At 54.3% G+C, this 20,800-nt stretch carries 19 protein-coding genes and 2 pseudogenes; 7 read left to right on the top strand and 14 right to left on the bottom strand.

Features of this window, described 5'->3' with window-relative positions; genetic code table 11:
- The first annotated feature begins 32 nt into the window (after window positions 1–32).
- On the top strand, window positions 33–1,610 hold the full coding sequence (gene guaA, locus Tel_10930; protein ID ALP53602.1) for a GMP synthetase: 1,578 nt from the start codon (window positions 33–35) through the stop codon (window positions 1,608–1,610).
- An 86-nt stretch (window positions 1,611–1,696) separates the two neighbouring features.
- Here the strand turns inward: guaA and Tel_10925 are convergent, their stop codons facing one another.
- From Tel_10925 to Tel_10910, 4 genes and pseudogenes are all read right to left on the bottom strand, one after another.
- Window positions 1,697–2,506 (bottom strand): dioxygenase, encoded by an 810-nt coding sequence (locus tag Tel_10925; protein ALP53601.1) that lies wholly within the window; start codon window positions 2,504–2,506, stop codon window positions 1,697–1,699.
- A gap of 64 nt (window positions 2,507–2,570) precedes the next feature.
- Window positions 2,571–3,531, bottom strand: a pseudogene (locus Tel_10920) (hypothetical protein).
- Window positions 3,532–3,615: 84 nt separating this feature from the next.
- On the bottom strand, window positions 3,616–4,053 hold the full coding sequence (locus Tel_10915; GenBank protein ID ALP53600.1) for a hypothetical protein: 438 nt from the start codon (window positions 4,051–4,053) through the stop codon (window positions 3,616–3,618).
- A 53-nt stretch (window positions 4,054–4,106) separates the two neighbouring features.
- Window positions 4,107–4,739 carry an NADPH-dependent F420 reductase gene (locus Tel_10910; protein ALP53599.1) on the bottom strand — a complete coding sequence of 211 codons (633 nt, stop codon included), beginning with the start codon at window positions 4,737–4,739 and terminating at the stop codon, window positions 4,107–4,109.
- Between the two features lie 144 nt (window positions 4,740–4,883).
- Between Tel_10910 and Tel_10905 the strand changes: the two genes are divergently transcribed.
- The 6 genes and pseudogenes from Tel_10905 to Tel_10880 all read left to right on the top strand — a co-directional run bounded on the left by Tel_10905 (window position 4,884) and on the right by Tel_10880 (window position 12,789).
- On the top strand, window positions 4,884–5,765 hold the full coding sequence (locus tag Tel_10905; GenBank protein ALP53598.1) for a LysR family transcriptional regulator: 882 nt from the start codon (window positions 4,884–4,886) through the stop codon (window positions 5,763–5,765).
- A gap of 734 nt (window positions 5,766–6,499) precedes the next feature.
- Entirely contained in the window at window positions 6,500–6,844 is a 345-nt protein-coding gene (locus tag Tel_10900; GenBank protein ID ALP53597.1) for a hypothetical protein, read from the top strand.
- Window position 6,845: 1 nt separating this feature from the next.
- A complete protein-coding gene (locus Tel_10895; GenBank protein ID ALP53596.1) occupies window positions 6,846–7,127 on the top strand; it encodes a Fis family transcriptional regulator in 282 nt (93 codons plus the stop codon).
- Window positions 7,128–7,190: 63 nt separating this feature from the next.
- Window positions 7,191–9,210 (top strand): annotated as a pseudogene (locus Tel_10890) (ATP-dependent endonuclease).
- A gap of 4 nt (window positions 9,211–9,214) precedes the next feature.
- The gene (locus Tel_10885; GenBank protein ALP53595.1) at window positions 9,215–11,242 is read left to right on the top strand and encodes a hypothetical protein; all 2,028 of its coding nucleotides are present in this window, start codon (window positions 9,215–9,217) and stop codon (window positions 11,240–11,242) included.
- On the top strand, window positions 11,233–12,789 hold the full coding sequence (locus Tel_10880; protein ALP53594.1) for a hypothetical protein: 1,557 nt from the start codon (window positions 11,233–11,235) through the stop codon (window positions 12,787–12,789). Before Tel_10885 ends, Tel_10880 begins: the two co-directional genes overlap by 10 nt.
- A gap of 365 nt (window positions 12,790–13,154) precedes the next feature.
- Here Tel_10880 and Tel_10875 read toward each other — a convergent pair whose 3' ends face one another.
- From Tel_10875 to Tel_10830, 10 genes are read right to left on the bottom strand one after another with little or no spacing between them, the layout of a single operon-like run.
- Complete coding sequence (locus tag Tel_10875; protein ALP53593.1) at window positions 13,155–14,867, bottom strand: cation:proton antiporter; 1,713 nt, start codon at window positions 14,865–14,867, stop codon at window positions 13,155–13,157.
- Window positions 14,854–15,108, bottom strand: a complete 255-nt coding sequence (locus Tel_10870; GenBank protein ID ALP53592.1) for a hypothetical protein — start codon at window positions 15,106–15,108, stop codon at window positions 14,854–14,856. Before Tel_10870 ends, Tel_10875 begins: the two co-directional genes overlap by 14 nt.
- A gap of 1 nt (window position 15,109) precedes the next feature.
- Window positions 15,110–16,576 (bottom strand): cation:proton antiporter, encoded by a 1,467-nt coding sequence (locus Tel_10865; protein ID ALP53591.1) that lies wholly within the window; start codon window positions 16,574–16,576, stop codon window positions 15,110–15,112.
- Window positions 16,573–18,048 (bottom strand): cation:proton antiporter, encoded by a 1,476-nt coding sequence (locus tag Tel_10860; GenBank protein ALP53590.1) that lies wholly within the window; start codon window positions 18,046–18,048, stop codon window positions 16,573–16,575. The genes Tel_10865 and Tel_10860 overlap by 4 nt, the downstream gene beginning before the upstream one ends.
- Window positions 18,048–18,404 (bottom strand): NADH-ubiquinone oxidoreductase subunit 4L, encoded by a 357-nt coding sequence (locus Tel_10855; protein ALP54839.1) that lies wholly within the window; start codon window positions 18,402–18,404, stop codon window positions 18,048–18,050. The genes Tel_10860 and Tel_10855 overlap by 1 nt, the downstream gene beginning before the upstream one ends.
- Window positions 18,404–18,823: a cation:proton antiporter gene (locus Tel_10850; protein ID ALP53589.1), complete on the bottom strand. Its 420-nt coding sequence runs from the start codon at window positions 18,821–18,823 to the stop codon at window positions 18,404–18,406. The genes Tel_10855 and Tel_10850 overlap by 1 nt, the downstream gene beginning before the upstream one ends.
- Complete coding sequence (locus Tel_10845; protein ID ALP53588.1) at window positions 18,813–19,403, bottom strand: cation:proton antiporter; 591 nt, start codon at window positions 19,401–19,403, stop codon at window positions 18,813–18,815. The genes Tel_10850 and Tel_10845 overlap by 11 nt, the downstream gene beginning before the upstream one ends.
- On the bottom strand, window positions 19,400–19,717 hold the full coding sequence (locus tag Tel_10840; protein ALP53587.1) for a sodium:proton antiporter: 318 nt from the start codon (window positions 19,715–19,717) through the stop codon (window positions 19,400–19,402). Before Tel_10840 ends, Tel_10845 begins: the two co-directional genes overlap by 4 nt.
- Window positions 19,718–19,732: 15 nt before the next feature.
- Window positions 19,733–20,017: a pH regulation protein F gene (locus Tel_10835; GenBank protein ALP53586.1), complete on the bottom strand. Its 285-nt coding sequence runs from the start codon at window positions 20,015–20,017 to the stop codon at window positions 19,733–19,735.
- Window positions 20,017–20,493 carry a hypothetical protein gene (locus Tel_10830; protein ID ALP53585.1) on the bottom strand — a complete coding sequence of 159 codons (477 nt, stop codon included), beginning with the start codon at window positions 20,491–20,493 and terminating at the stop codon, window positions 20,017–20,019. Before Tel_10830 ends, Tel_10835 begins: the two co-directional genes overlap by 1 nt.
- Window positions 20,494–20,800 lie beyond the last annotated feature (307 nt).

Raw genomic sequence — 20,800 nt, 5'->3', positions numbered from 1 at the left:
TGTTTGTTTTAACCCTTAAGCCAGAGACGCCGATGAGCAAAGACATCCATCACGACCGTATCCTTATTCTCGATTTCGGTTCCCAGTACACCCAGCTGATCGCCCGTCGCGTGCGCGAGGCCGGCGTCTATTCCGAGCTGCATGCCTGGGACATGGATGAAACCGCCATTCGCGAATTCGCGCCCAAGGGCATTATCCTCTCGGGCGGGCCGGAGAGCACCGTGGCGGCCAATGCGCCGCTGGCGCCGCAAGTCGTGTTCGAACTGGACGTGCCGGTGCTGGGCATCTGTTACGGCATGCAGACCATGACCCAGCAATTGGGCGGCAAGGTGGAAAACGCCGATCATCACGAATACGGCTATGCCCAGGTGCGCGCCCGCGGCCACACCCAATTGCTTAAAGATATTGAAGACCACACCACCGAGGAAGGCTACGGCATCCTCGACGTGTGGATGAGCCACGGCGACCGGGTGATCGACCTGCCGCCGGGCTTCAAGCTCATGGCCTCTACCGGCTCGGCCCCCGTCGCCGGTATCGCCAATGAAGAGAAGCATTTCTACGGCCTGCAGTTCCACCCCGAGGTGACCCATACCAACCAGGGCCAGCGCATCATCGAACGCTTCGTGCACGAGATCTGCGACTGCGCCGCCGCCTGGACGCCGGGCAATATCGTCGAGGAGGCCATCGCTCAGGTGCGTGAGATGGTGGGCGACGACGAGGTGGTGCTGGGTCTGTCCGGCGGCGTCGATTCGTCGGTGGTCGCCGCCCTGTTGCACAAGGCCATCGGTGATCAGCTCATCTGTGTGTTTGTCGATAATGGTCTGTTGCGCCACAAGGAGGGCGACCAGGTCATGGCCACCTTCGCCGAACACATGGGCGTGAAGGTGATCCGCATCGACGCCGAACAGCGTTTTCTCGATGCCCTGAAGGGTGAAAGCGATCCGGAGAAGAAGCGCAAAATCATCGGCAACATGTTCATCGATATCTTCGACGAAGAGGCCGGTAAGCTGACCGCGGCCACGTGGCTGGCCCAGGGCACCATCTATCCCGATGTCATCGAATCGGCCGGCTCCAAGACCGGCAAGGCCCATGTCATCAAATCGCACCACAACGTCGGCGGCCTGCCGGAGACCATGAAACTGAAATTATTAGAGCCGCTGCGCGAGCTGTTCAAGGACGAGGTGCGCAAGCTCGGCCTGGAACTGGGCCTGCCCTATGACATGGTCTATCGCCACCCCTTTCCCGGCCCCGGTCTGGGTGTGCGTATTTTGGGTGAGGTGAAAAAGGAATACGCCGACGTGCTGCGTTTGGCCGATCATATCTTCATCGAAGAACTGCGCAAGCACGATCTCTATGACAAGACCTCGCAGGCCTTCGCCGTCTTCCTGCCGGTCAAATCCGTCGGCGTCACCGGCGACGGGCGTCGTTACGAATGGGTGGTAGCCCTGCGCGCAGTGGAGACCATCGACTTCATGACCGCGCGCTGGGCCCATCTGCCCTATGAATTCCTCGACCACGTCTCGCGCCGTATCGTCAACGAGGTGAAGGGCATCTCGCGCGTGGTCTATGACATCACCGGCAAACCGCCGGGGACCATCGAGTGGGAGTAGCCGGCACTGCCAGGCAATGACTGGCACTGACTGGCATTTCGGCTGAGGCTTCAAGCTCTCGCAGCCAGATGCTAGCGCAGTCGATATTATCCGAAAATAATATTTCTCATTGAAAGAGACCCTAAATCGAATCCCTCGGTTGGAAAACTTACACGATCATTTGCATTTACCACACCTGCTGCATAAATCAACGGTAACCAGTGATCCGGAGTGGGATGTGCAAGTTTTCCATCGGCTGAATCTGGGTACAGCGACAAAAGAGCTTCAGTGTCATGTGCGAGTAATGCTTGCTTGACGGCCTCGTCAAAACGACTGGCCCATTCAGGAGTGGTAGTTGTACCAAATCGCATATGTTTGAAAGCATCGGGAAGATTGTGCACAATATTCCCGCTGGCCATTATGAGAATGTTTTGATCACGCAATCCGGCAAGTGATCTGCCAATCGCATAGTGCTGCCGCACATCAAGCATTCGATCTATACTAAGCTGCACGACAGGGATATCTGCTTCTGGATACATCCAGTGCAGCACTGACCAGATTCCATGATCCAGTCCCCAATCCTCGGTAAGCTGCACTTGCCACTCCCCAAGGAGATCGTGCACTTGCTCAGCAAGTAGCGGGTCTCCAGGAGCAGGGTACTGTATGTTATAGAGCGTATCTGGAAAACCACCAAAATCATGAATGGTTGGTTGCTGCTGATTAGATGTCAGATAGCTGCCGCTCTCATACCAGTGTGCCGAGATTGCCAAAATGGCCGCTGGCTTTGGTACGTGGTGGCGTAACTGTGCAAAGCCACGGTTCCACTGATTGACTTGAGCTAAATTCATGGGTGAGCCGTGACCAACAAAAACCACCGGCATTCGGTCATGGGATTGGTCGCGTTTTTCTTCGATCATTTTTAGTTCCTGTCAGGTTAGCCCGTTCTTCATGTGAATGTTTTTCCCCCAAGGGCGGCCAGTATTAGCATAATTCCGTGGGGCCGATCGGGACGATACCCGAAGGATTCAGGGCGCGGATGGAGTAGTATCCAATTTTAATATGCTCTGGCGATACCGTTTCTGCGATGCCCGGCAGCTCGTAGATACGTTTCATATAGGCAGTGATATTCCGATAGTCGCGCAGCTGGCGGAGATTGGTCTTGAAGAGCCCGTGATAGGCGAGGTCGAAGCGGATCAGGGTGACGAATGCTCGCACATCAGACTCGGTGAGACGGTCGCCAACCAGATAGTCTTGATTGTCGAGTCGCCGATCAATCCAGTCCAGACTATCAAATACTGTCCTGGACAGCTCGTTCATAGGCTATCTGGGTTGTCGCAAAACCGGCGCGGTACACGCCGTTGTTGAAATTGTCGTAGAGACGATCGTTGACGTCGTCGATTTCAGTGCGTAGATCAATTGGGTAGAGATCGATGCATTCCCTGGCCAGGTTGCCAAACCCGTCATTTAACATGCGAATAATGTCGGAAGATTCGTTGTTGATGATGGTCTCTTTATGCTTGTCCCAAAGCACGGGAACAGTGACCTGACCAGTATAATCAGACTTTGCACGCAGGTAGATCTGGTAAAGGTATTCAGCGCCGTACAGTGAGTCAGATTGAGTTCCTGGAATTGCCCTCTTGTCGTCACCAAAACGCCAGACCTTTTCAGTCAGGCGGGGATCGAGCACGGTAACCGAAATGACATCTTCCAGGCCCTTGAGTTTACGAGCCATCAATGTGCGCGAGGCCCAGGGACAAATCAGTGCAACATACAGATGATAGCGGTCAGGTTCCGCGACAAAACCTCCTTCACCGGTTGGTCCCGGGCTACCATCAGTTGTGATCCAGTTGCGAAATTGGGATTGCTCTCGAACAAATCCGCCTTCGTCGTCGGTACCCTGTACGGGATGAAAATCTCTCGCCCACTGCCCATTGATTAACATTTCAAACCTCCTATAAACGCTTCTGCTCAATTTAAGCCGGGACGCTTCGTCCCGGCTATGTCGAGCCTGTACACATGACCTTGATCAGTTCCTGGACAACAAGGCATCGAGAGAACCCCGGCCTGCACCACTGATGGCAAGGGCAACCGATGCAGCCAGTAATGCCAGACCAAATTCGTAGCCGTCATTGCTCATGAACAGGCCGTTACCGATATGAACAGCAAAAATTGCGGTGATCATCGTAAAGGCGAGTACCGCCGCTGCCGGCCGCACCAGCAGGCCTAGGATCAGGGCAAGGCCACCAAAAAATTCGGCACTGCCGGCCAGTAATGCCATCAGGTAGCCGGGGTTCAGGCCGATCGAGGCCATCCATTGACCGGTTCCTTCCAGGCCATACCCACCGAACCAGCCGAACAGTTTTTGCGCGCCGTGGGCGACAAAGATGATGCCGATCGGGATGCGAAGGGCCAATTGGCCAAAACTGGTGTCGGTTGCCATAACTTTTTTCACTAAGGTTTTCATGATGTTTTCCTCAGTAAATTTACATAGGTTGATAGATATGCCTATCGATCTGATTAGGCGTCCTGCATCCAGGTTGGCGCGATGTGTGTGCCTAGGCCTGCGCCATATCCGAGATAGATATTCAGGCCAGCCAGCGGTTCCAGGTAACGCGCATTCTTCAGTCCACCGGCGTCGATCGTTACAAACCCCATGCTTTCGGCGACTGCACGAGCCTTGTCCTTGCCCTGTTTGCTGTCTCCGGCAATGAATACGGTCACCTTGCGACCGTTGCCGAAATCTCCGCCTTCGGCCAGGACCTGGGCAAACACGGTATTGAAGGCTTTTACGACATCTACGCCAGGTACAGCCTTGGCTATCTCCTCGGCGGCAGAGGTCTCATGGCCAACGGTCAGGCCCATATAGTCGGGAGTCAGAGGATTTGTGATGTCGATGACGACCTTGCCCTGAAGATCGCCCACAGAACGCAACGCGTTCACCGCATCGTCATAGGCCGTAGCGATGATCACGACTTCAGCTTGGTCAGCAGCCAGCTCCGGGCTGACCGCTTTTGCCCCCGGATGGGCTGCCGCGACAGTGTCGGCTTTGGCGACATTGCGGGCGGTGACAGTGACCTGGTGTCCAGCATGGGCCAATTGCTTGACGAAGGCCGAGCCCATGTTGCCGGCTCCGATAACAGTAATATTCATTGTCTATCTCCTGGTTTGAACAGTGTTTTAAAAGCCGCCTCACGGCGGATTCGGGTGTATCCCGAGTACGAATAAAACTTTACTTGTTCTGTAAATTGAGATAAACACGTAAATATGAAATGAACTATACCGATATTAGGAACAATGGATCGATTTCAGGAAATGCAGACTTTTTGCGCGGTGGTGGATGCGGGTAGCTTTGTCAAGGCCGCTGAGGTGCTGCACATGTCAAAGCCGGCGGTGTCTCGCTATGTGGCCGACCTTGAGGCGCGACTCGGCGTGCGGTTGCTGCATCGAACCACGCGGCGGCTTTCACTCACGGAAGAGGGTGCCGTGTTCAATACCCGTTGCCGTGAATTGTTGTCCGGTCTTGAAGAGGCCGAAGCCGAGGTTAGCTCGCGCAGTGGTGCGGCACGCGGACTCCTGCGAATGAATGTACCGGTGTCCTTTGGCGTTCAAACTCTTGCACCCCTCTGGGATGCATTCCACGAAATGCACCCTCAGGTACGGCTCGATATAGAACTCTCTGATCGTGTCGTGGATGTGGTTGAGGAGGGATATGATCTGGCGATCCGCATTGCCACCTTGTCCAGCTCATCACTAATCAGCAAGCGTCTTGCCAGTACTCGAATTGTTCTTTGTGCCTCACCAGGGTACCTGAATAAATATGGTGAGCCCTCAAATCCAGCCGATCTGGCCGAGCACAAAGTCATCGGATATAGCTACTGGATGGGTGGGGATGCCTGGGAATTCGATGGTCCTGAGGGTCCGATCAACGTGAAGATTCACCCATGGATGTCCACAAACAACGGGGATACATGCCGGGCCGTTGCACTTGCGCATCAGGGTATCATTCTACAGCCGACTTTCCTCGTCGGGGACGATCTAGCGACTGGCAGACTCGTTGAAATACTTCCAGAATACCGTTCGATTGAGTTGGGCATTTATGCCGTCTACCCGACACGCAAACACGTCGCTCCCAAGGTACGTGCACTCGTCAACTTTCTTGAAGAGAAGTTATCATAACTTGATTGATGCTGAACGTGGATAGTCTGGAATCAGTTTCGATAACAACTGGACACTCGATTACCTAGCACCAGGCTTAACTGGTTCTGGATTCTGCACCTCTGGTTGGATCCCGGAGATCTGCGAGCATTAATGCTTGCTGAGATAAGCATGAATTCGGTGAAATTTTGAAGTACCAGGATGAGGATAAGGTGGTTTAGGGCGCTGTGCGGCAGCGTTTTTTCGGCAATTTTCTCTGGCCCTGAGCAGCAATTTCTGAACATGGTATTTTTCATGGTATCACCGTTTAGCATGAAAAAAAGCTATTGAGTATAAAAGATAAAAATGGCTTATCTACAATCGAGTGGGAGTAGGCCAGATCTGGCACTGGCTGGCACTGACAGGCATCAATACGCAGTCAGCCCGCAAAACCAATGACTTACCCACATTGTTGTCTGGCAACATCTGGCACTGACAGGCATCGGCAAGCAGTTAGTACCGTTTTCCAATGGTATAGATCATGGTATCGCCATACTCACAATCAGCGTGACGCACCTATACCATGCCATGCATGTCGAGCCCGTCATGGTATTGGTTACCAAGTACGAGTCACACTGGATCAGGCGCCTGTAGGACCATGAACTCATTCACATCACTTCCCTCCCTCTCTGGGCGGCAAAGTTGTTTGTTCTCAGATTTCTAGCTTTCATGATCAAAGGCTTGTAAATTGTACCAAATATGGTACACTTTTTCACATGGATGCCGATATGCCTCTTGAAGTGGTTTTTTACCGAACGGAGTCGGGAAATGAACCGGTTCGCGTGTGGTTACAGGGCCTGAGCAAACAAGACAAGAGGACGATCGGTGGCGACATTAAGACCGTTCAATATGGCTGGCCTATCGGAATGCCAGTGGTTCGAAAAATGGAGCCCGGACTATGGGAAGTCAGGTGTCGGCTTGATCAACGTATTGCTCGAATTCTGTTTACAGTAAAGGGTGAAAAGATGATTTTGCTGCATGGCTTCATCAAGAAATCCCAGAAGACACCTCAAGCTGATTTGCAATTGGCTAAAGATCGCAAAGCCAACCTGGAGAAGTAACATGAGCAAACACATTGGCAGTAACTTCGATGATTTTCTGGAAGAGGAAGGTGTGCTTGCGGAAGCGGAAGCTATCGCAGTTAAACGTGTGCTTGCCTTTCAACTCGAGGAATTGATGAAGGCGCAGAAACTCAACAAGACCCAACTGGCCAAGCGGATGAAAACCAGCCGCTCCGCATTGGAACGGTTGCTTGATCCCGATAATCCTTCAGTGACGCTGCTGACCCTGGAGCGTGCAGCCAGAGCGTTGGGTAAGAATATCAAGATTGAAATTGCTGCTTAGAACAAGTGGTTTGGTCATCTGGGAAGTGGCTCATAGCTAACGAATGACGTACGAGAGGCGGCGATGTATATTTCGGAGCTCAAAGTCGAGAACTTCCGCCTGTTTGGTGAGGGCGAGAATGCCGCCCTGCTCAGATTGCGGCCGGGACTAACCGCAATCGTTGGCGAAAACGACTCCGGGAAGACCGTAATTGTTGACGCGCTGCGGCTTGCGCTCGGTACCCGTGATCAGGAATATTTTCGCATCGATGATGATGACTTTCACTGCCCCGCTGAAGGCACGCAGAGTAAAGAGATTCGCATACGCTGCCAGCTTCGCTGGGCTTACACGTTCTGACACCGGTGCATTTGCCGAATATCTGACATATGAAGAGCACGAAGGCAGTCGCGTACCTGTCATCTACCTGAACTGGAAAGCGCTCGCCACCGAAAGGCGCGCAAGACACCGCCGTTATGTGTCAGTTGAAGTCCGCTCCGGCGTCGACGCGGATGGCCCGGTTTTCGACCCGGAGAGTCGAAACCTGCTTTGCGCAACCTATCTTCGTCCCCTGCGAGACGCAGAGCGTGCGCTGTCTGCTGGACGTGGATCACGTCTTTCGCATATTCTCCAGTACACGGACGACATCGCTACAGCCGGTGTGCCATACGACCATGCCGCTGGTCCGCCGGCTGACCCGGCAACGCTCAGCATTCTTGGAATTGGGGACTTCGCCAACGCGCTCCTCAAAGGTCACGTCGGCCTCACGGGTGCACGCGACCGACTGAACGAAGACTATCTAAAGAATCTGTCCTTTGCAGGCTCCGATCTTAGCGGTGATATCGGTGTAGCGACCGGTGATGAAGCGGCGAGATTGCGGCAACTCCTGGAAAAGCTTGAGCTTCAGCTTCAAGAGGCCGGAGCCGATCATTTGCCACGCAACAGAGGACTCGGCTCGAACAATATCCTGTTCATGGCTTGTGAACTGCTTCTGCTCGGTTCCGAAGAGGATGGTTTCCCGTTCCTGATGATTGAGGAACCCGAAGCACATCTTCATCCGCAGCGGCAGCTTCGACTTATGCGTTTTCTGCAAGACAGAGCGCAGCCAGTCGGTGGCGGCCACGACATTCAGATACTTGTCACAACACACAGCCCCAATCTTGCATCCGCAATCGACCTTGACAATCTTCTCCTGCTTCAGGGAGGAAAAGCGTTTTCCCTCGCGTCAGGAGAGACGAACCTCAGTCCTTCCGACTACCGGTTCCTGCAGCGTTTCCTCGACGTAACGAAGGCCAATCTATTCTTCGCGCGCGGTGTCATCATTGTTGAAGGCGATGCCGAAAATATTCTTGTGCCTACAATTGCTGGGTTGATTGACCACGGTCTGACCGAGAGCGGGGTTTCCATTGTCAATGTCGGGGGTACCGGGTTCCGGCGATATGCACGGATTTTCCAGAGAATGAATCCCGCGGAGGGCGGCGAGATCGGCATTCCGGTTGCGTGTATCGCCGATACGGATGTGATGCCCGACTGTGCTCCCAAGATCATCGGTAAGGTGAATGCCGGGGAGGCGTGGCCCCAGCCCCAGAATCGCCGTTGGAAGGCCGAATTAGATTTCGGGGAAGGGGAGCTGGACCAGCACAAACAGGCGATCCGTGCGCGGGCAAGCGGCCAGAGCGTTGAGACCTTTGTTTCGGACTACTGGACGCTTGAGTACGATCTTGCCCGTGCCGGACTGGGGCGCGAACTGTTTCTGGCCATTGCCTTGGCGAAGAAGGACGACGACATCGCATCGGAGACGGTAAAGGCCATTGGTGTTACGCGGCAGGCACTAAAGGACTGGAAGACATTCGCCGAGGAGGCCATGTCAGAAGACGAGCGTGCGGCCCGGATCTATGCGCCCCTCGCGAAGGGCACAGTCTCGAAGTCTGTCACGGCCCAGTATCTCGCACGAATCCTCGCGCGTACTGGTCAAAGTCACGTGCGCATACCGGCGGAATGGAAGGCTGTTCTTCCGAATTACATCGTCGATGCTATCCAGCATGTGACCTCCGACTCGCCAGCGCCAGAAGCCGAACCCGCTGCAAAAGATCAGATGCAGGATTAGGCCAATGTTCAGAGTGCCGCCTGTCGATGATCGTGATATCCGGTGGGCCTGTGAAGTGCTTGGGTTACCGCCTACGGCATTTCACGGAGATGATGGCAATGATCCGCGCGCGGCCGTGCTGCTCAGCGATGAAACGCTTGATGTCGAAGCCTGTCCCGGTAGCGGCAAAACGACCTTGCTTATCGCCAAACTCGCGATTCTCGCGCGGAAGTGGAAGTCGAGGCGCTCAGGCATCTGCGTGTTATCGCACACAAACGCGGCGCGCCGTGAAATCGAGCGCAGTCTCGGTCGTACGGCCACCGGAGCAACGCTGCTTTCCTATCCCCACTATGTCGGGACGATTCACGGTTTCGTGAACGAATTTCTCGCCATCCCGTGGCTGCGTTCACTGGGTTATCCCATTGCAGTTATAGACGATGCTCTTTGTGAACAGCATCGGCGCCGTCTACTGTCATTCAATCAATACACGGCGCTTAGAACCACTGTCGCTAACAAGGAGAAGCATCCCAACGTAAACTTTGTCGGTAGCTGGCATGTTGCGTCGCCTGATTTCCTGATTCTCAAGGAAAACGGCAATCAGGTATTCGTGGATCCAAATAAGCCAGCAGCACAACAACTTTGTCGGCTTGCTCGTCAGTGTACAGAAGACGGGTACTATCGGTACGAAGAGCTGTTTATGTGGGCGGAAGACTTGCTTAACAAGCATCCGGAAGCTGTCGCAATCATTCGGCAGAGATTTCCGCTGCTCTTCATTGATGAAGTGCAGGACAATAGTGAGTCACAATCACGATTGCTTCAACGTATTTTTATCGCTGGCGATGATCCTGTCATTCGACAGCGCTATGGAGACTCTAATCAAGCGATCTATGCGCACACCGGGGCGACCGGCGCGCAGAGTGACCTGTTTCCCGTGGATGCCATCAGGCGCGATATTCCCAATAGCCACCGCTTCGGTCAGCAAATTGCTGATCTTGCCAATCCGCTTGGTCTGAATCCACAGGGTCTGATTGGGCTGGGACCGCCCGTGCATAAGGTGCAAGCCGAAACGCACGGCAGGCATGCCGTCATTCTATTTCGAGACGACACGATCACCAGCGTGCTCGAATGTTACGCGAGATACCTGCGCGCGCTGTTTTCCGACGAAGACCTGGCGGAGGGTACATTTACGGCTGTTGGTGGTGTTCACCGTCCCGGTGAAAATACTAACGCACCACGTTTTGTCGCGCATTATTGGCCTGAGTATGACCATGAGATGAGCTATGCCGAGCCCAGGCCCAAGACGTTTCATCAATATATTGCAGCTGGCTGGAATGCAGCTGGTGCGGATGGTGATATTCATTTCGTCGTCGATCGCATAGCTGACGGTATTTATCGCGCTGTACAGATTGCTGATCCTGCTGTGAAGCGTACGCAGCATAAGAGACGGCATCGCTCGATCCTGGAATTGCTGGAAGGGCAGGCCGACTTGAAAGAGCGTTATCTGGCTCTCGTTGTGCGCATCATTGATGATGAAACAGACATTGGGCCAGAAGAGTGGCAAGGGACCTGGGTGCCTGTGATTCTTCAGCTTGCCGAGCTATTGACAGGGGGCGACATCAACCCTGTCCATCTGGATGAATTCCTGGTCTGGCCTGATGAGGAACCGGATGAGGAAGTAGTACGAAAAGCGAGGCGCAAAGACAATGTTTACCGCTTTCCTTCGGATGCCCCTACCGTTGAGGTCCGTGTTGGCTCAATCCATTCGGTTAAAGGCGAAACTCACACGGCAACGCTCGTGCTCGATACTTACTTTTACGACCACCATTTAAATGCGCTCCGTCCCTGGCTTTTAGGCGAGAAGACCGGCCAAGGCACCGAAGGTGCTCGCATGCAATCTCGTCTCAAGCAGCACTATGTTGCTTTTACGAGGCCAACCCACTTGCTGGCAATTGCAATGCGGGACAATCTTGACGCCCAAGAGATTGAGGTTCTTAAGGGTAGAAACTGGCGTGTAGGGCGTGTACAGCAGGATGGTGGTATCGCATGGCTGTAGATTCGCCGGAAACCTTGCCTGTTGCTTTTTTGTTCGTTGTACCGCATGAGCCTGTGAAGAAAGGCGAGTGGTTGGACGAAGCTTTCTTGCGCGCACTGAAAGTTGCTGATCCAGACGGCACGGTGGAGACGCGCGTTTATCGCGGTGGTGTCCTGCTTGCGCGGCTTTCCTATAAGACGGCAGTAGTCAAAGGCGAACCGGCAAGGCGCCGCAAACCTGACGGTCCAGTGACTTCGAAGACGAGTCATACTGAGCGTTCTGATCGGGGTCTCTATGCCACTCTCGTCAGAGACTTCGTGGAGTCATGCCTTGAAAGATGGCATACGGTAGATCGAGAGACCTTTTGGGAAAATGTCGGCCACCACTCACTCGATGCCACATTCGTGCCGGCGGTCGCGCCGGATATTGCAGAGCGGATGGACAAGGAGTTGCGTTCCCATCCGCTTTATATAGGAGCCGTTTCGCCCGATCTGGGCAATCCGCTTCACCGCTACCTGTTTATTGAGGTGATGTTCAAGGACGCATTCCTGCGTGGAGGCCGTGTGTATATTCGCGGCGGTATACCAGGGACGGGCAATCTTTCTTTCATCGGGGCCGATACGTTTTCTTCTGGCGGACTAGGGGTCGTACCCTACGATCAGTTTGATGCTGTCGCTCCGCCGCTAGTTCTCCCCACGACGCTTAGTGCCCGTGGCCTCGTCAGCGAAATGCGCATGGAGCGGCGTATGGCGCTCGATGTTCATCAGCAGGTCATGCGTGATTTGAGTTACAGCCCGTCACTAAGCAATCTGGAGCGTGACTTTGAGTGGGATCTTGCCCAGCTTCCGGATGCGCCGGATGAGGTCAATGTACAGGCTACCAAAATCACAGACTATTTGCTCAACCCTGACCACAAGGACAACAATGGTAAGGCAAAATTCTTTGCGGAGCATCTTGGTATTACAAAATCAGACTCGACCTATCTTCACGGACAGCTTGTAGATGCCCTTGGTCATGTTACCTATGAAAATGTGCGCATTGATGACTATGGCGTCCGCTTCACTGCCAATCTGCCTGTCACCGGGAAGAACGGGGAGACCGCGACAATCGAGACCGGCTGGATTGTGCGACCTGGCGAGCGCGCCTCATTTGTTACCGCCTATCCGGGCGAGAAGGATGCTGCGCTTGAAGAGCAGGCCAGACCGCCGCCTCTCGTCTCTGACAGCCTGAAAGGTGACGAGCGCTGGCAGGCGCTATACGACCTCGCACATGCGGCGGGTCTGGAGGCCATGAGCGCCTTTGTGCCCAAGCCACTCGTGGTCGAAAACCAGGTCTATATGGAGGGCGATCGCGGAGGTGCTATCGTCGTTATCGAAGACGGGCGCACATCGCTTGCGCGTTGGTTGCGCAAGAACGGGCGGGGCCACCGTCACTACAAATCCGGCTACGCGATTTCTGCTGAACGCATCGGCCAGTCCGCCGAAACCGCCAAGACATATGCCGATGCATTCGCGCGCGTCCTGCGTCGCAACGGCATCGGCTGCCGGCCCGAGATTTATTACACCTGACTCATAATCCGGGCGCTTAGTCGGTAATATTTTTCGAGCATTTTTAAGGATTTTCTGAGCATGGTATTTTTCATGGTATTACGATTTAGCAGGAGAATAAGCCATTGAATATAAAAGATAATAATGGCTCGTTTACAATAGAGGGGGGTAGGCCTTGTCATGGTTTATTGGGTATTAGAATACAATGGGCTGATCGAGAATTTGAAGCATGTCATCACCGTGGAGCAGGAGATAGAAATCAATCGGGTCTGGAGCGAATGGCGCTAAGTTAAGCCTCGTTGGCGCGAGAATATAGGGATAAATATAGCGCTATGGGGTAGGAGAGTATATCGACTCTATCGGGGGTTTTTCTCAGCCACTTCAGGCTAACGCCCCACACCAAAGAGATCCAGCAACAGAAAAGCAGCAAGGATGGCTGAAATCCAGAAGATCATGCTCCCGGTAGGCCAACTCTCCGAGAGATGATATTTGGCCATCGGAGATTTTCCGAATTCGTTTTGCATACCCTGCATGTATGCCCTTACTGTTGCCAGCGTAGTTTCTTTTGCACTGTGCAGAAGGTTCAGGGTTCGTTGCGCGCCAGCAGGCACCAACCTGCGATAGAACCACTCCATATCCAGATTGACCGAGCGCAGCTCCGGTGGATACAACCCTCGTTTATTCAACCAGACAAAGGCCAGAGCGGAGAAGAAGAGTAACTGCAATTGGGCCAGGACATGAGTCGTATCATAGGGCCAGTAGTCCATCTCCCAGGGCAGCAGCGCATAGAGATACTGGGGCTGGGTACCAATAAAGATACAGAGCAGTGCAGCCACACTCATGGCAACCAGCATATTCCGGGGCGCTTCTTGAGTACGAATGCCGGAGTCATGGGCAAAAAACGCGAAGTACGGGATCTTGATGCCTGCATGGTGGAATACACCGGCGGAGGCAAACAGCATCAGCAGCCAGATATAAGCATAGTCCTCCTTCATCAGTGCGGTCATCACCATCGACTTGCTGACAAAGCCACTGAATAACGGAAACGCCGAGATGGACAGTGCACCGATAATGCAGAGCACGGTTGTTTTGGGCATGGACTTATAGAGCCCACCCAGATCCGAGCCATTGATGTTGCCGACCCGATAGAGCACTGCACCCATGCTCATAAACAGCAATCCTTTAAAGATCACGTCGCTAAACGCATGGGCAACGGCACCGTTCAGTGCCAGGGCGGTGCCGATACCAATACCCGTCACCATGAAGCCGATCTGGTTGATCAAGCTATAGGCCAGCACTTTACGCAGGTCATTCTCGATAACAGCGTAGAAAATCGGGAAGCAAGCCATCGTGACACCGATATAGATCAGGATTTCCTCACCCGCAAAGCCACGCGCAAGGGCGTAGACGGCAACCTTGGTGGTAAAGGCGGAGAGTAAGACCGTGCCGGTCACTGTCGCTTCAGGATAGCCATCGGTAAGCCAGCTGTGCAGAAACGGAAAGGCACTTTTGATCCCGAAGGCGATAAAGATCAACCAGCCTGCAATACCCGCATCCAGACCGATGTGGTCAAATTCGAGCGAGCCTGTGTTGCGATAGTAGACCAGTGCGCCGGCCAGCAGCAGTACCCCCGACAGGACCTGAAAGACCAGATAGCGCATGCCGGCCCGCAATGCCCGCTCTGTGCCGCGTGCCCAGATGAGAAACACGGAACTTATCGCCAACAGCTCCCAAAAGATGAACAGGGTGATCAGATCACCGGAAAATACCGCACCCAATGCGCTGCCCGCGTACATCACCCCGGCAATATGCTGTTTTGTATCCTCTACATGGAGGGAGAAGATGCCTGCAAAAAAGCTGGCGATACAGAACAGATAGCCGAACAGCAAGCTGAGTTTATCCGCCCGTACGAGCGTGAGCTCATAGCTCATGAGGGTATAAGCGACATCGGCTTCGGGATTGATGCCCAGCCAGAGATAGAGTCCCGTAATTACGGGGGTTGCCAGCAGTATCAGTTGTCGTGGCAAGCCGCGGGTAATGGCAACTAATACCGCCGCTCCAAAAAAGAGCAGAAACGGGGGGAACTCACTCATCGTAATAGTCTTCCTTGCGCATCACGACATTGCGTAGTTTCTTCGCAATGAGAACCAGCAGGACGCAGGCGATAAAGCCGTACAAGGCGTAAAACGCCGGTATCTTCTCCCAGTCAAAGCCGACGTGGCGGTGCAGCACAAAGTCGGCCAGCAGCAGCAGAATGCAGATGGCATAGAAGCCCGTGAGCAAGCGTTTAACATTCTCCGGCCGGTCAAATAAATGGATTTTCTCTTTTTTATCTGACATGTCAGTAGCCTCCGGCAGCTAAACCCGCCAGTCGATAGAAAGGGTCGGGATAGAAGAAGAGGATGACGCAGGCGGTCGAGGTAATCACCATTGCCAGCAGCATCGGCGTCGGCGCTTCCGCGATGTTGCTATAGTGTTCACCACTCTCCGGTTTGCTGAAAAAGGCGCGGATAGGGATGGGCAGCAGATACATGATGTTGAGTAGTGAGCTGATCATCAATACGGCAAGCAGCAACAGCTGTGCCGTCTCTACCGCACCCAGGCCAAGGTACCACTTGCTCCACATGCCGCCGAAAGGTGGCATACCGATGATGCTCAAGGTGCCGATAAAGAAGGCCGCAAAGGTGACGGGCATGGCGCGACCCAGCCCATCCAGCTCGCTGACCCGTTTTTTATGGCTGGCGACGAAAATGGCGCCTGCGGCAAAAAACAGGGTGATCTTGGCAAAGGCATGCATCGCGATATGCATGGAGGCGCCTATCAACCCCGCTTTGCTGGCCAACATGGCCCCCAGTACAATGTAACTCAGTTGGCTGACGGTGGAGTAGGCCAGCCGTGCCTTGAGATTGTCCTGGGTCATCGCAACCATGGAGGCGATCAATATGGTGGCGGCGGCTACCCAGATCAGGCCGCCGGTCACATCATTGGAAAGGATGAATTCGCCACCAAAGATGTAGATCGTCACCTTAAGCAGGGTGAAGACACCGGCCTTGACCACGGCTACCGCGTGCAGCAGGGCGCTGACCGGCGTGGGCGCCACCATCGCCGCGGGTAGCCAGCGGTGGAAGGGCATCACGGCGGCCTTGCCGATACCGAACAGGAACAGAGCATAGAGCAAACCGGCCCAGGCAGGATCGATATGGCCGGACAGTATACCGCCGTGCTGGAAGTCGACACGGCCGGTAAGCGACCATGTGACCAGGATGGCCAGCAGGAACAGGCCGATGGATGTGCCGAGTAAGATGCCGAGATAAGTACGTCCGCCGCGCTTCGCTTCAGCTGTGCCGGCATGGGTGACCAGCGGCCAGGTGGCCAGAGTCAACATCTCATAGAACAGGAACAGCGTGAACAGGTTGGCCGAGAAGGCGATGCCCATCGTCGCGGCGATAGACACGGCAAATGCGGCGAAGAATCGTGTCTGATTCTGCTCGTTATGGCTGCGCATATAACCGATGGCGTAGATCGAGGTCACCACCCACAACAGTCCGGCAACCAGGGCAAATAGCATCCCCAATGCCTCGATCTCGAAGGCGATGGCGATGCCCGGCAGTGGCTCCATCACGGTGAGGGTAAACTGCTCGCCATCCATGAAGCGCGCTGCGATCATCAGCACCAGGATGGCGATCAGCGTCGATGTCAGCAGCGTGATCCCCTCTCTAATATCAGGGGTGTGGCGGGCAATAATAATGCCGGCCGCGCCCACCAGCGGTAGCAGGAGGGTTGTCAGCAGCAGAATCTCGGCACTCATGGGGCCATGCCTCCAAGAACGGCCGCCGCTTTCTCAGCCACGCCTACAGTCAGGTCGGTATCCAGACCGAAGTAGAGATTGGCAAGCACCAGGAGCCAGGTCGGTACCAGCAGCAACATGGGCGCCTCGCTGACTGTTTTTCCGGCGTCCGTGACCGGCTTGAAGTAGAGAGCCTCTATGATCTTGCCGATGTAGACCACAGCCAGCAGAGAACCGAGCAGGATAACGGCGACAGAGATCCACGCCTGTTGCTCAAGCGCTGCGATTACCAGATACCATTTGCTGACGAAACCGGCGGTACCCGGTACGCCGATGAGGCTAAGACCAGCGATGACGATGGCGCCGAAGGTCCAGGGCATCGTCCTGCCGAGGCCCTGTATCTCTTCCATACGGCATGCGCCGATACGGTAGATGATCGCGCCGACCGCCATGAATAGTGCACCCTTCATCAAGGCATGGTTGAACAGGTGGATCAGTGCGGCGGCGATGCCTGCCGTCGATGCAAGCCCGATCCCCAGCGCCATATAACCGATTTGCGCCACGCTGGAGTAGGCCAGCAATCGTTTGACATCCGCCTGGTAGATGGCATAGATCGAGGCACTGATAATGCCGGTGATACCTGCAACGATGAACAGTTCGTTGGCGGGCGTGGCCAGCGCAAAGCCCTCCGGAAAAACCGTAAACAGTATGCGCAGCAGCACATAGACCGCTACTTTTGTAGCCGTCGCTGCCAGAAAAACAGTGACCACTGAAGGTGCGTAGGTGTAGGCATTGGGCAGCCAGAGATGCAGAGGAAACAGTGCCAGCTTGAGTGCGATGCCGATCATGATGAAGGCGAAGCCGGTTTCCACCGTTTTCAGATGCTGCACGCCGGGTAGAATGCTTGCGACATCCAGCATATTCAGGCTGCCGGTTTGGGAATAGATCAGGCCGACGCCAATCAAATAGAAGGTGGCACCGATGGTGCCCATGATCAGATATTGATAGGCGGCAGTGAGCGCTTGCCGCTTTTTACCAAGGCTGATCAATGCGTAGGAGGAAAGTGATGATATCTCCAGAAAGACAAACACGTTAAAGATATCACCGGTCTGAGTGATCCCCAGAAGACCGGCCAAACAGAGCAGCATGGCGCTATAGAAAAGCGGGATCTTTTCATCAGGGATCTCCCGCTCTGCGCTGAGTAAAGCATAGGGTAGTGTGATCGCAGCAATAGCGGCTACGATCAAGGCCATGAAGGCATTGACGGCATCGATACGGTACTCAATCCCCCAGGGCGGCGCCCAGCCACCCAGTGCGTAACTGATGGTCCCCTCATGAACCACCGTCCACAGCTGCATCCCGGCAAGTACGGCACACGAGGCCGCAACAATAAACGCAACCGCCCAGGGCCATCGGCCACGGGGCAATACGGCGACCACAGGCGCTGCGATCAGCGGTACCACCACCAACAACAGGCTAAAATGATTCTCCATTACAGCGAATGATCCTGATTATGAATTTCATTCTCTTCAATGGTGCCGTAGGACTCTTTGATGCGTACCACCAAAGCCAGCGCCAGCGCCGTCGTTGCCACGCCCACCACGATGGCAGTTAGGATCAACACATGGGGTAGGGGGTTGGAATAGACCTCGACGCCCTCAGTGATAATAGGCGCCGCCCCGCCCTCCACGGTGCCGAGGCTGATATAGAGAATAAAGACCGAGACCTGGAAGATATTCAGGCCGATAATCTTTTTTATCAGGTTGCCGCGGCTTATTACCGTATAGAGCCCGACCATCATTAAAAAAATCACGATCCAGTAGTTGTAGTGGCCAATAAAGAAATCCATCATTCTCTAGCCCTGCCTGCGAAGGCAAAAAAAAGAATCAACATAACCGATGTCACCGTAATCCCCACGCCCAGCTCCACCAGCAGAATTCCCAGATGTTGCCCGGCAATCTGAGTGCTGCCCATCACTGTGTAATCGAGATAATTGCCACCTAACAGCAAGGACACCACTCCAACCCCGGCATAGATCACCACGCCCAGCGCAGCCAGTCTGTGTAACCAATGTGAGGGGATGATCTTTTCTGCGGCGTCAAGCCCGAACACCAAGGCGTAAAGAATGAGCGCGGCGCTGAAAATGACCCCGGCCTGAAAACCGCCACCCGGCCCGAAATCGCCATGAAACTGAACATAGAGTGCAAACAGAATAATCAGTGGAATAACGAATTTGGCAATAACATGCAGGATAAGGTTAGGACTCATCTGGTCTCTCCTCGTGCTTGGGTTTGGCCGCCATTTTGGCGCGCCTCCCACCGATCAGCAGCAGCACAGCCACGCCAGCGGTATAAACCACCACGACCTCGCCCAGGGTGTCAAACCCGCGATAACTCGCCAGTACCGCGGTAACAACATTCGGCACACCCGTTTCCTGCAATGCATTGTCGATGTAGTAGCGCGCAACATGACTTTGTGCCGGCGCCTCGGCCGCACCAAACCCCGGGATATCCCAGGTGCCGTAAACCAGTGCTGAACCTGTTATGACCGCGACGATTAGCGGCAACCATGGACGGTGGGTCCGCGGCGCCTCTACGTAGTAGGGCTTTTGTGATCTTTTGACCAAGGCCAGGGTGGCCAATAGCAATACCGTGGAGATTCCCGCCCCCACTGCCGCCTCGGTGAAAGCGACGTCGGGGGCATCCATAACCACAAACAGACCGGCTGACAGCAGACTGAAAATCCCGTACAGCATGACGATGGCAAACAGGTTTGTCAGGCGCAAGATAGCTACTGCGGTGATCGCCAAAAAGGCCAGCAAAGTGACATCGATAACAGTATCGATCATGATCCGGCTCCAGGTTCATTGTTATCCAGCCTGGGTCGCAGGCCACTGTGCAGCGCCGCGTTTGCCAGCGCGTGGGACGCGGTCGGGCTGGTAAAAAAGAGGAACACAAAAATCAAGGTCAATTTAAAGGCGGTGAGACTCCAGCCGGCCTGTAGTCCAAGGCCCAACAGGATCAACATGGCGCAAAGAGTATCGGTTATTCCGGCAGCGTGCAGGCGACTGTAAAAGTCGGGGAAACGGTGGATGCCGATGCCGCCAACGATACCCAGCGCCCCGCCGGCCAACAGACAGATCCAACTGAGGATGTCGATAATAATTCCGGCGCTCCCTTACTTAGCTTCGCTTTCATCACTGTCGGAGGAGTGAAAATCGCCTCGAGTGACCAGCCTCAGCGCTGCGACGACACCTATGAAATTGATCAAGGCATAGACCAGCGCAATATCCAGCAGATCACCTCTGCCGGAGATAAACGCCAAGACAGCGATCAGCAGCACAGTCTTGGTGCCAAACATGTTGACCGCCGCAATACGATCATAGGTCGTGGGCCCGGCAAGCGCGCGCGCGAGGGCCAATCCCATCGTCACAAGGATCGCCAGTGCAGCTGCGATAAACACTATTGTTTGAAAACCCGGTTAGATATCTCGTCTGACATGGCGCCCGTGGCAAGCTCGTTGGCCGCCTCCTTGCTGAGCGCATGAACGGTGAGACTGTTCTTCGATAAGCTGATCGTGACCGTGCCGGGGGTCAAGGTGATGGAATTGGCGTAAATCACCGCCCCCAGATCGGATTCCTGCGGCTGTGGGATTTCGATCATCTGCGGACTTATCGGCGTCGCCCTCCAGCTCAGGATCCGTCTAACAACATCGATATTTGCCTTGACGATCTCTCGGAGTATATAGACAAAAAAGCCGGGGAACTTCGCCGAGAGATGCAGCGGATAGCTTTCATGATCGATGACATTCATCCGCCGTGACAGGAAAACCGTGAGCGCGACAGATGCCATCCCCAGCCCCAGCAGTAGGGGTTCCAGATGTCCCGACAAAAAGATCCAGAAAAGAAACAGTAATACGGTAAAACTGAAAGATTTCATTTCGATGACCTGGTGTGTCTAATGTTGATGTGCATTTAAAATTGACCCAGGGGTGTCGCATCTGAAAAATGACACGCCTGTCTGGTCAGATTATGGCCTGATTTTATTGTTTTTTTCTAGTTTTTTGTGCTGCTGTTGTTGACAAGTAGGGCGCCTGAAGGGGTAACCCTCTTTTCCGGTATTGATGACACGTCCGTCATGGGTTAACCGATCCGGCAAGGCAGTAGTGGACCCCCTGTATCCACACCTTCGTGAGTGAGAGGGAAGTCAAAAACGTGTTAACCCATACTCAATGATTTGCCGCCGG

It is taken from the genome of Candidatus Tenderia electrophaga (assembly GCA_001447805.1).
GTDB classification, from domain to species: Bacteria; Pseudomonadota; Gammaproteobacteria; order Tenderiales; family Tenderiaceae; genus Tenderia; species Tenderia electrophaga.
Note: the sequence above shows the minus strand (reverse complement) of the source record. Positions and strands in the feature narration are given on the sequence as shown.

What these genes read in the sequence shown, in the direction of transcription:
- guaA (ALP53602.1), top strand. Translation starts at nt 33, where the DNA reads ATGAGCAAAGACATCCATCACGACCGTATCCTTATTCTCGATTTCGGT.
- Tel_10925 (ALP53601.1), bottom strand. Translation starts at nt 2,506, where the DNA reads ATGATCGAAGAAAAACGCGACCAATCCCATGACCGAATGCCGGTGGTT.
- Tel_10915 (ALP53600.1), bottom strand. Translation starts at nt 4,053, where the DNA reads ATGAAAACCTTAGTGAAAAAAGTTATGGCAACCGACACCAGTTTTGGC.
- Tel_10910 (ALP53599.1), bottom strand. Translation starts at nt 4,739, where the DNA reads ATGAATATTACTGTTATCGGAGCCGGCAACATGGGCTCGGCCTTCGTC.
- Tel_10905 (ALP53598.1), top strand. Translation starts at nt 4,884, where the DNA reads ATGGATCGATTTCAGGAAATGCAGACTTTTTGCGCGGTGGTGGATGCG.
- Tel_10900 (ALP53597.1), top strand. Translation starts at nt 6,500, where the DNA reads ATGGATGCCGATATGCCTCTTGAAGTGGTTTTTTACCGAACGGAGTCG.
- Tel_10895 (ALP53596.1), top strand. Translation starts at nt 6,846, where the DNA reads ATGAGCAAACACATTGGCAGTAACTTCGATGATTTTCTGGAAGAGGAA.
- Tel_10885 (ALP53595.1), top strand. Translation starts at nt 9,215, where the DNA reads ATGTTCAGAGTGCCGCCTGTCGATGATCGTGATATCCGGTGGGCCTGT.
- Tel_10880 (ALP53594.1), top strand. Translation starts at nt 11,233, where the DNA reads ATGGCTGTAGATTCGCCGGAAACCTTGCCTGTTGCTTTTTTGTTCGTT.
- Tel_10870 (ALP53592.1), bottom strand. Translation starts at nt 15,108, where the DNA reads ATGTCAGATAAAAAAGAGAAAATCCATTTATTTGACCGGCCGGAGAAT.
- Tel_10865 (ALP53591.1), bottom strand. Translation starts at nt 16,576, where the DNA reads ATGAGTGCCGAGATTCTGCTGCTGACAACCCTCCTGCTACCGCTGGTG.
- Tel_10860 (ALP53590.1), bottom strand. Translation starts at nt 18,048, where the DNA reads ATGGAGAATCATTTTAGCCTGTTGTTGGTGGTGGTACCGCTGATCGCA.
- Tel_10855 (ALP54839.1), bottom strand. Translation starts at nt 18,404, where the DNA reads ATGGATTTCTTTATTGGCCACTACAACTACTGGATCGTGATTTTTTTA.
- Tel_10850 (ALP53589.1), bottom strand. Translation starts at nt 18,823, where the DNA reads ATGAGTCCTAACCTTATCCTGCATGTTATTGCCAAATTCGTTATTCCA.
- Tel_10845 (ALP53588.1), bottom strand. Translation starts at nt 19,403, where the DNA reads ATGATCGATACTGTTATCGATGTCACTTTGCTGGCCTTTTTGGCGATC.
- Tel_10830 (ALP53585.1), bottom strand. Translation starts at nt 20,493, where the DNA reads ATGAAATCTTTCAGTTTTACCGTATTACTGTTTCTTTTCTGGATCTTT.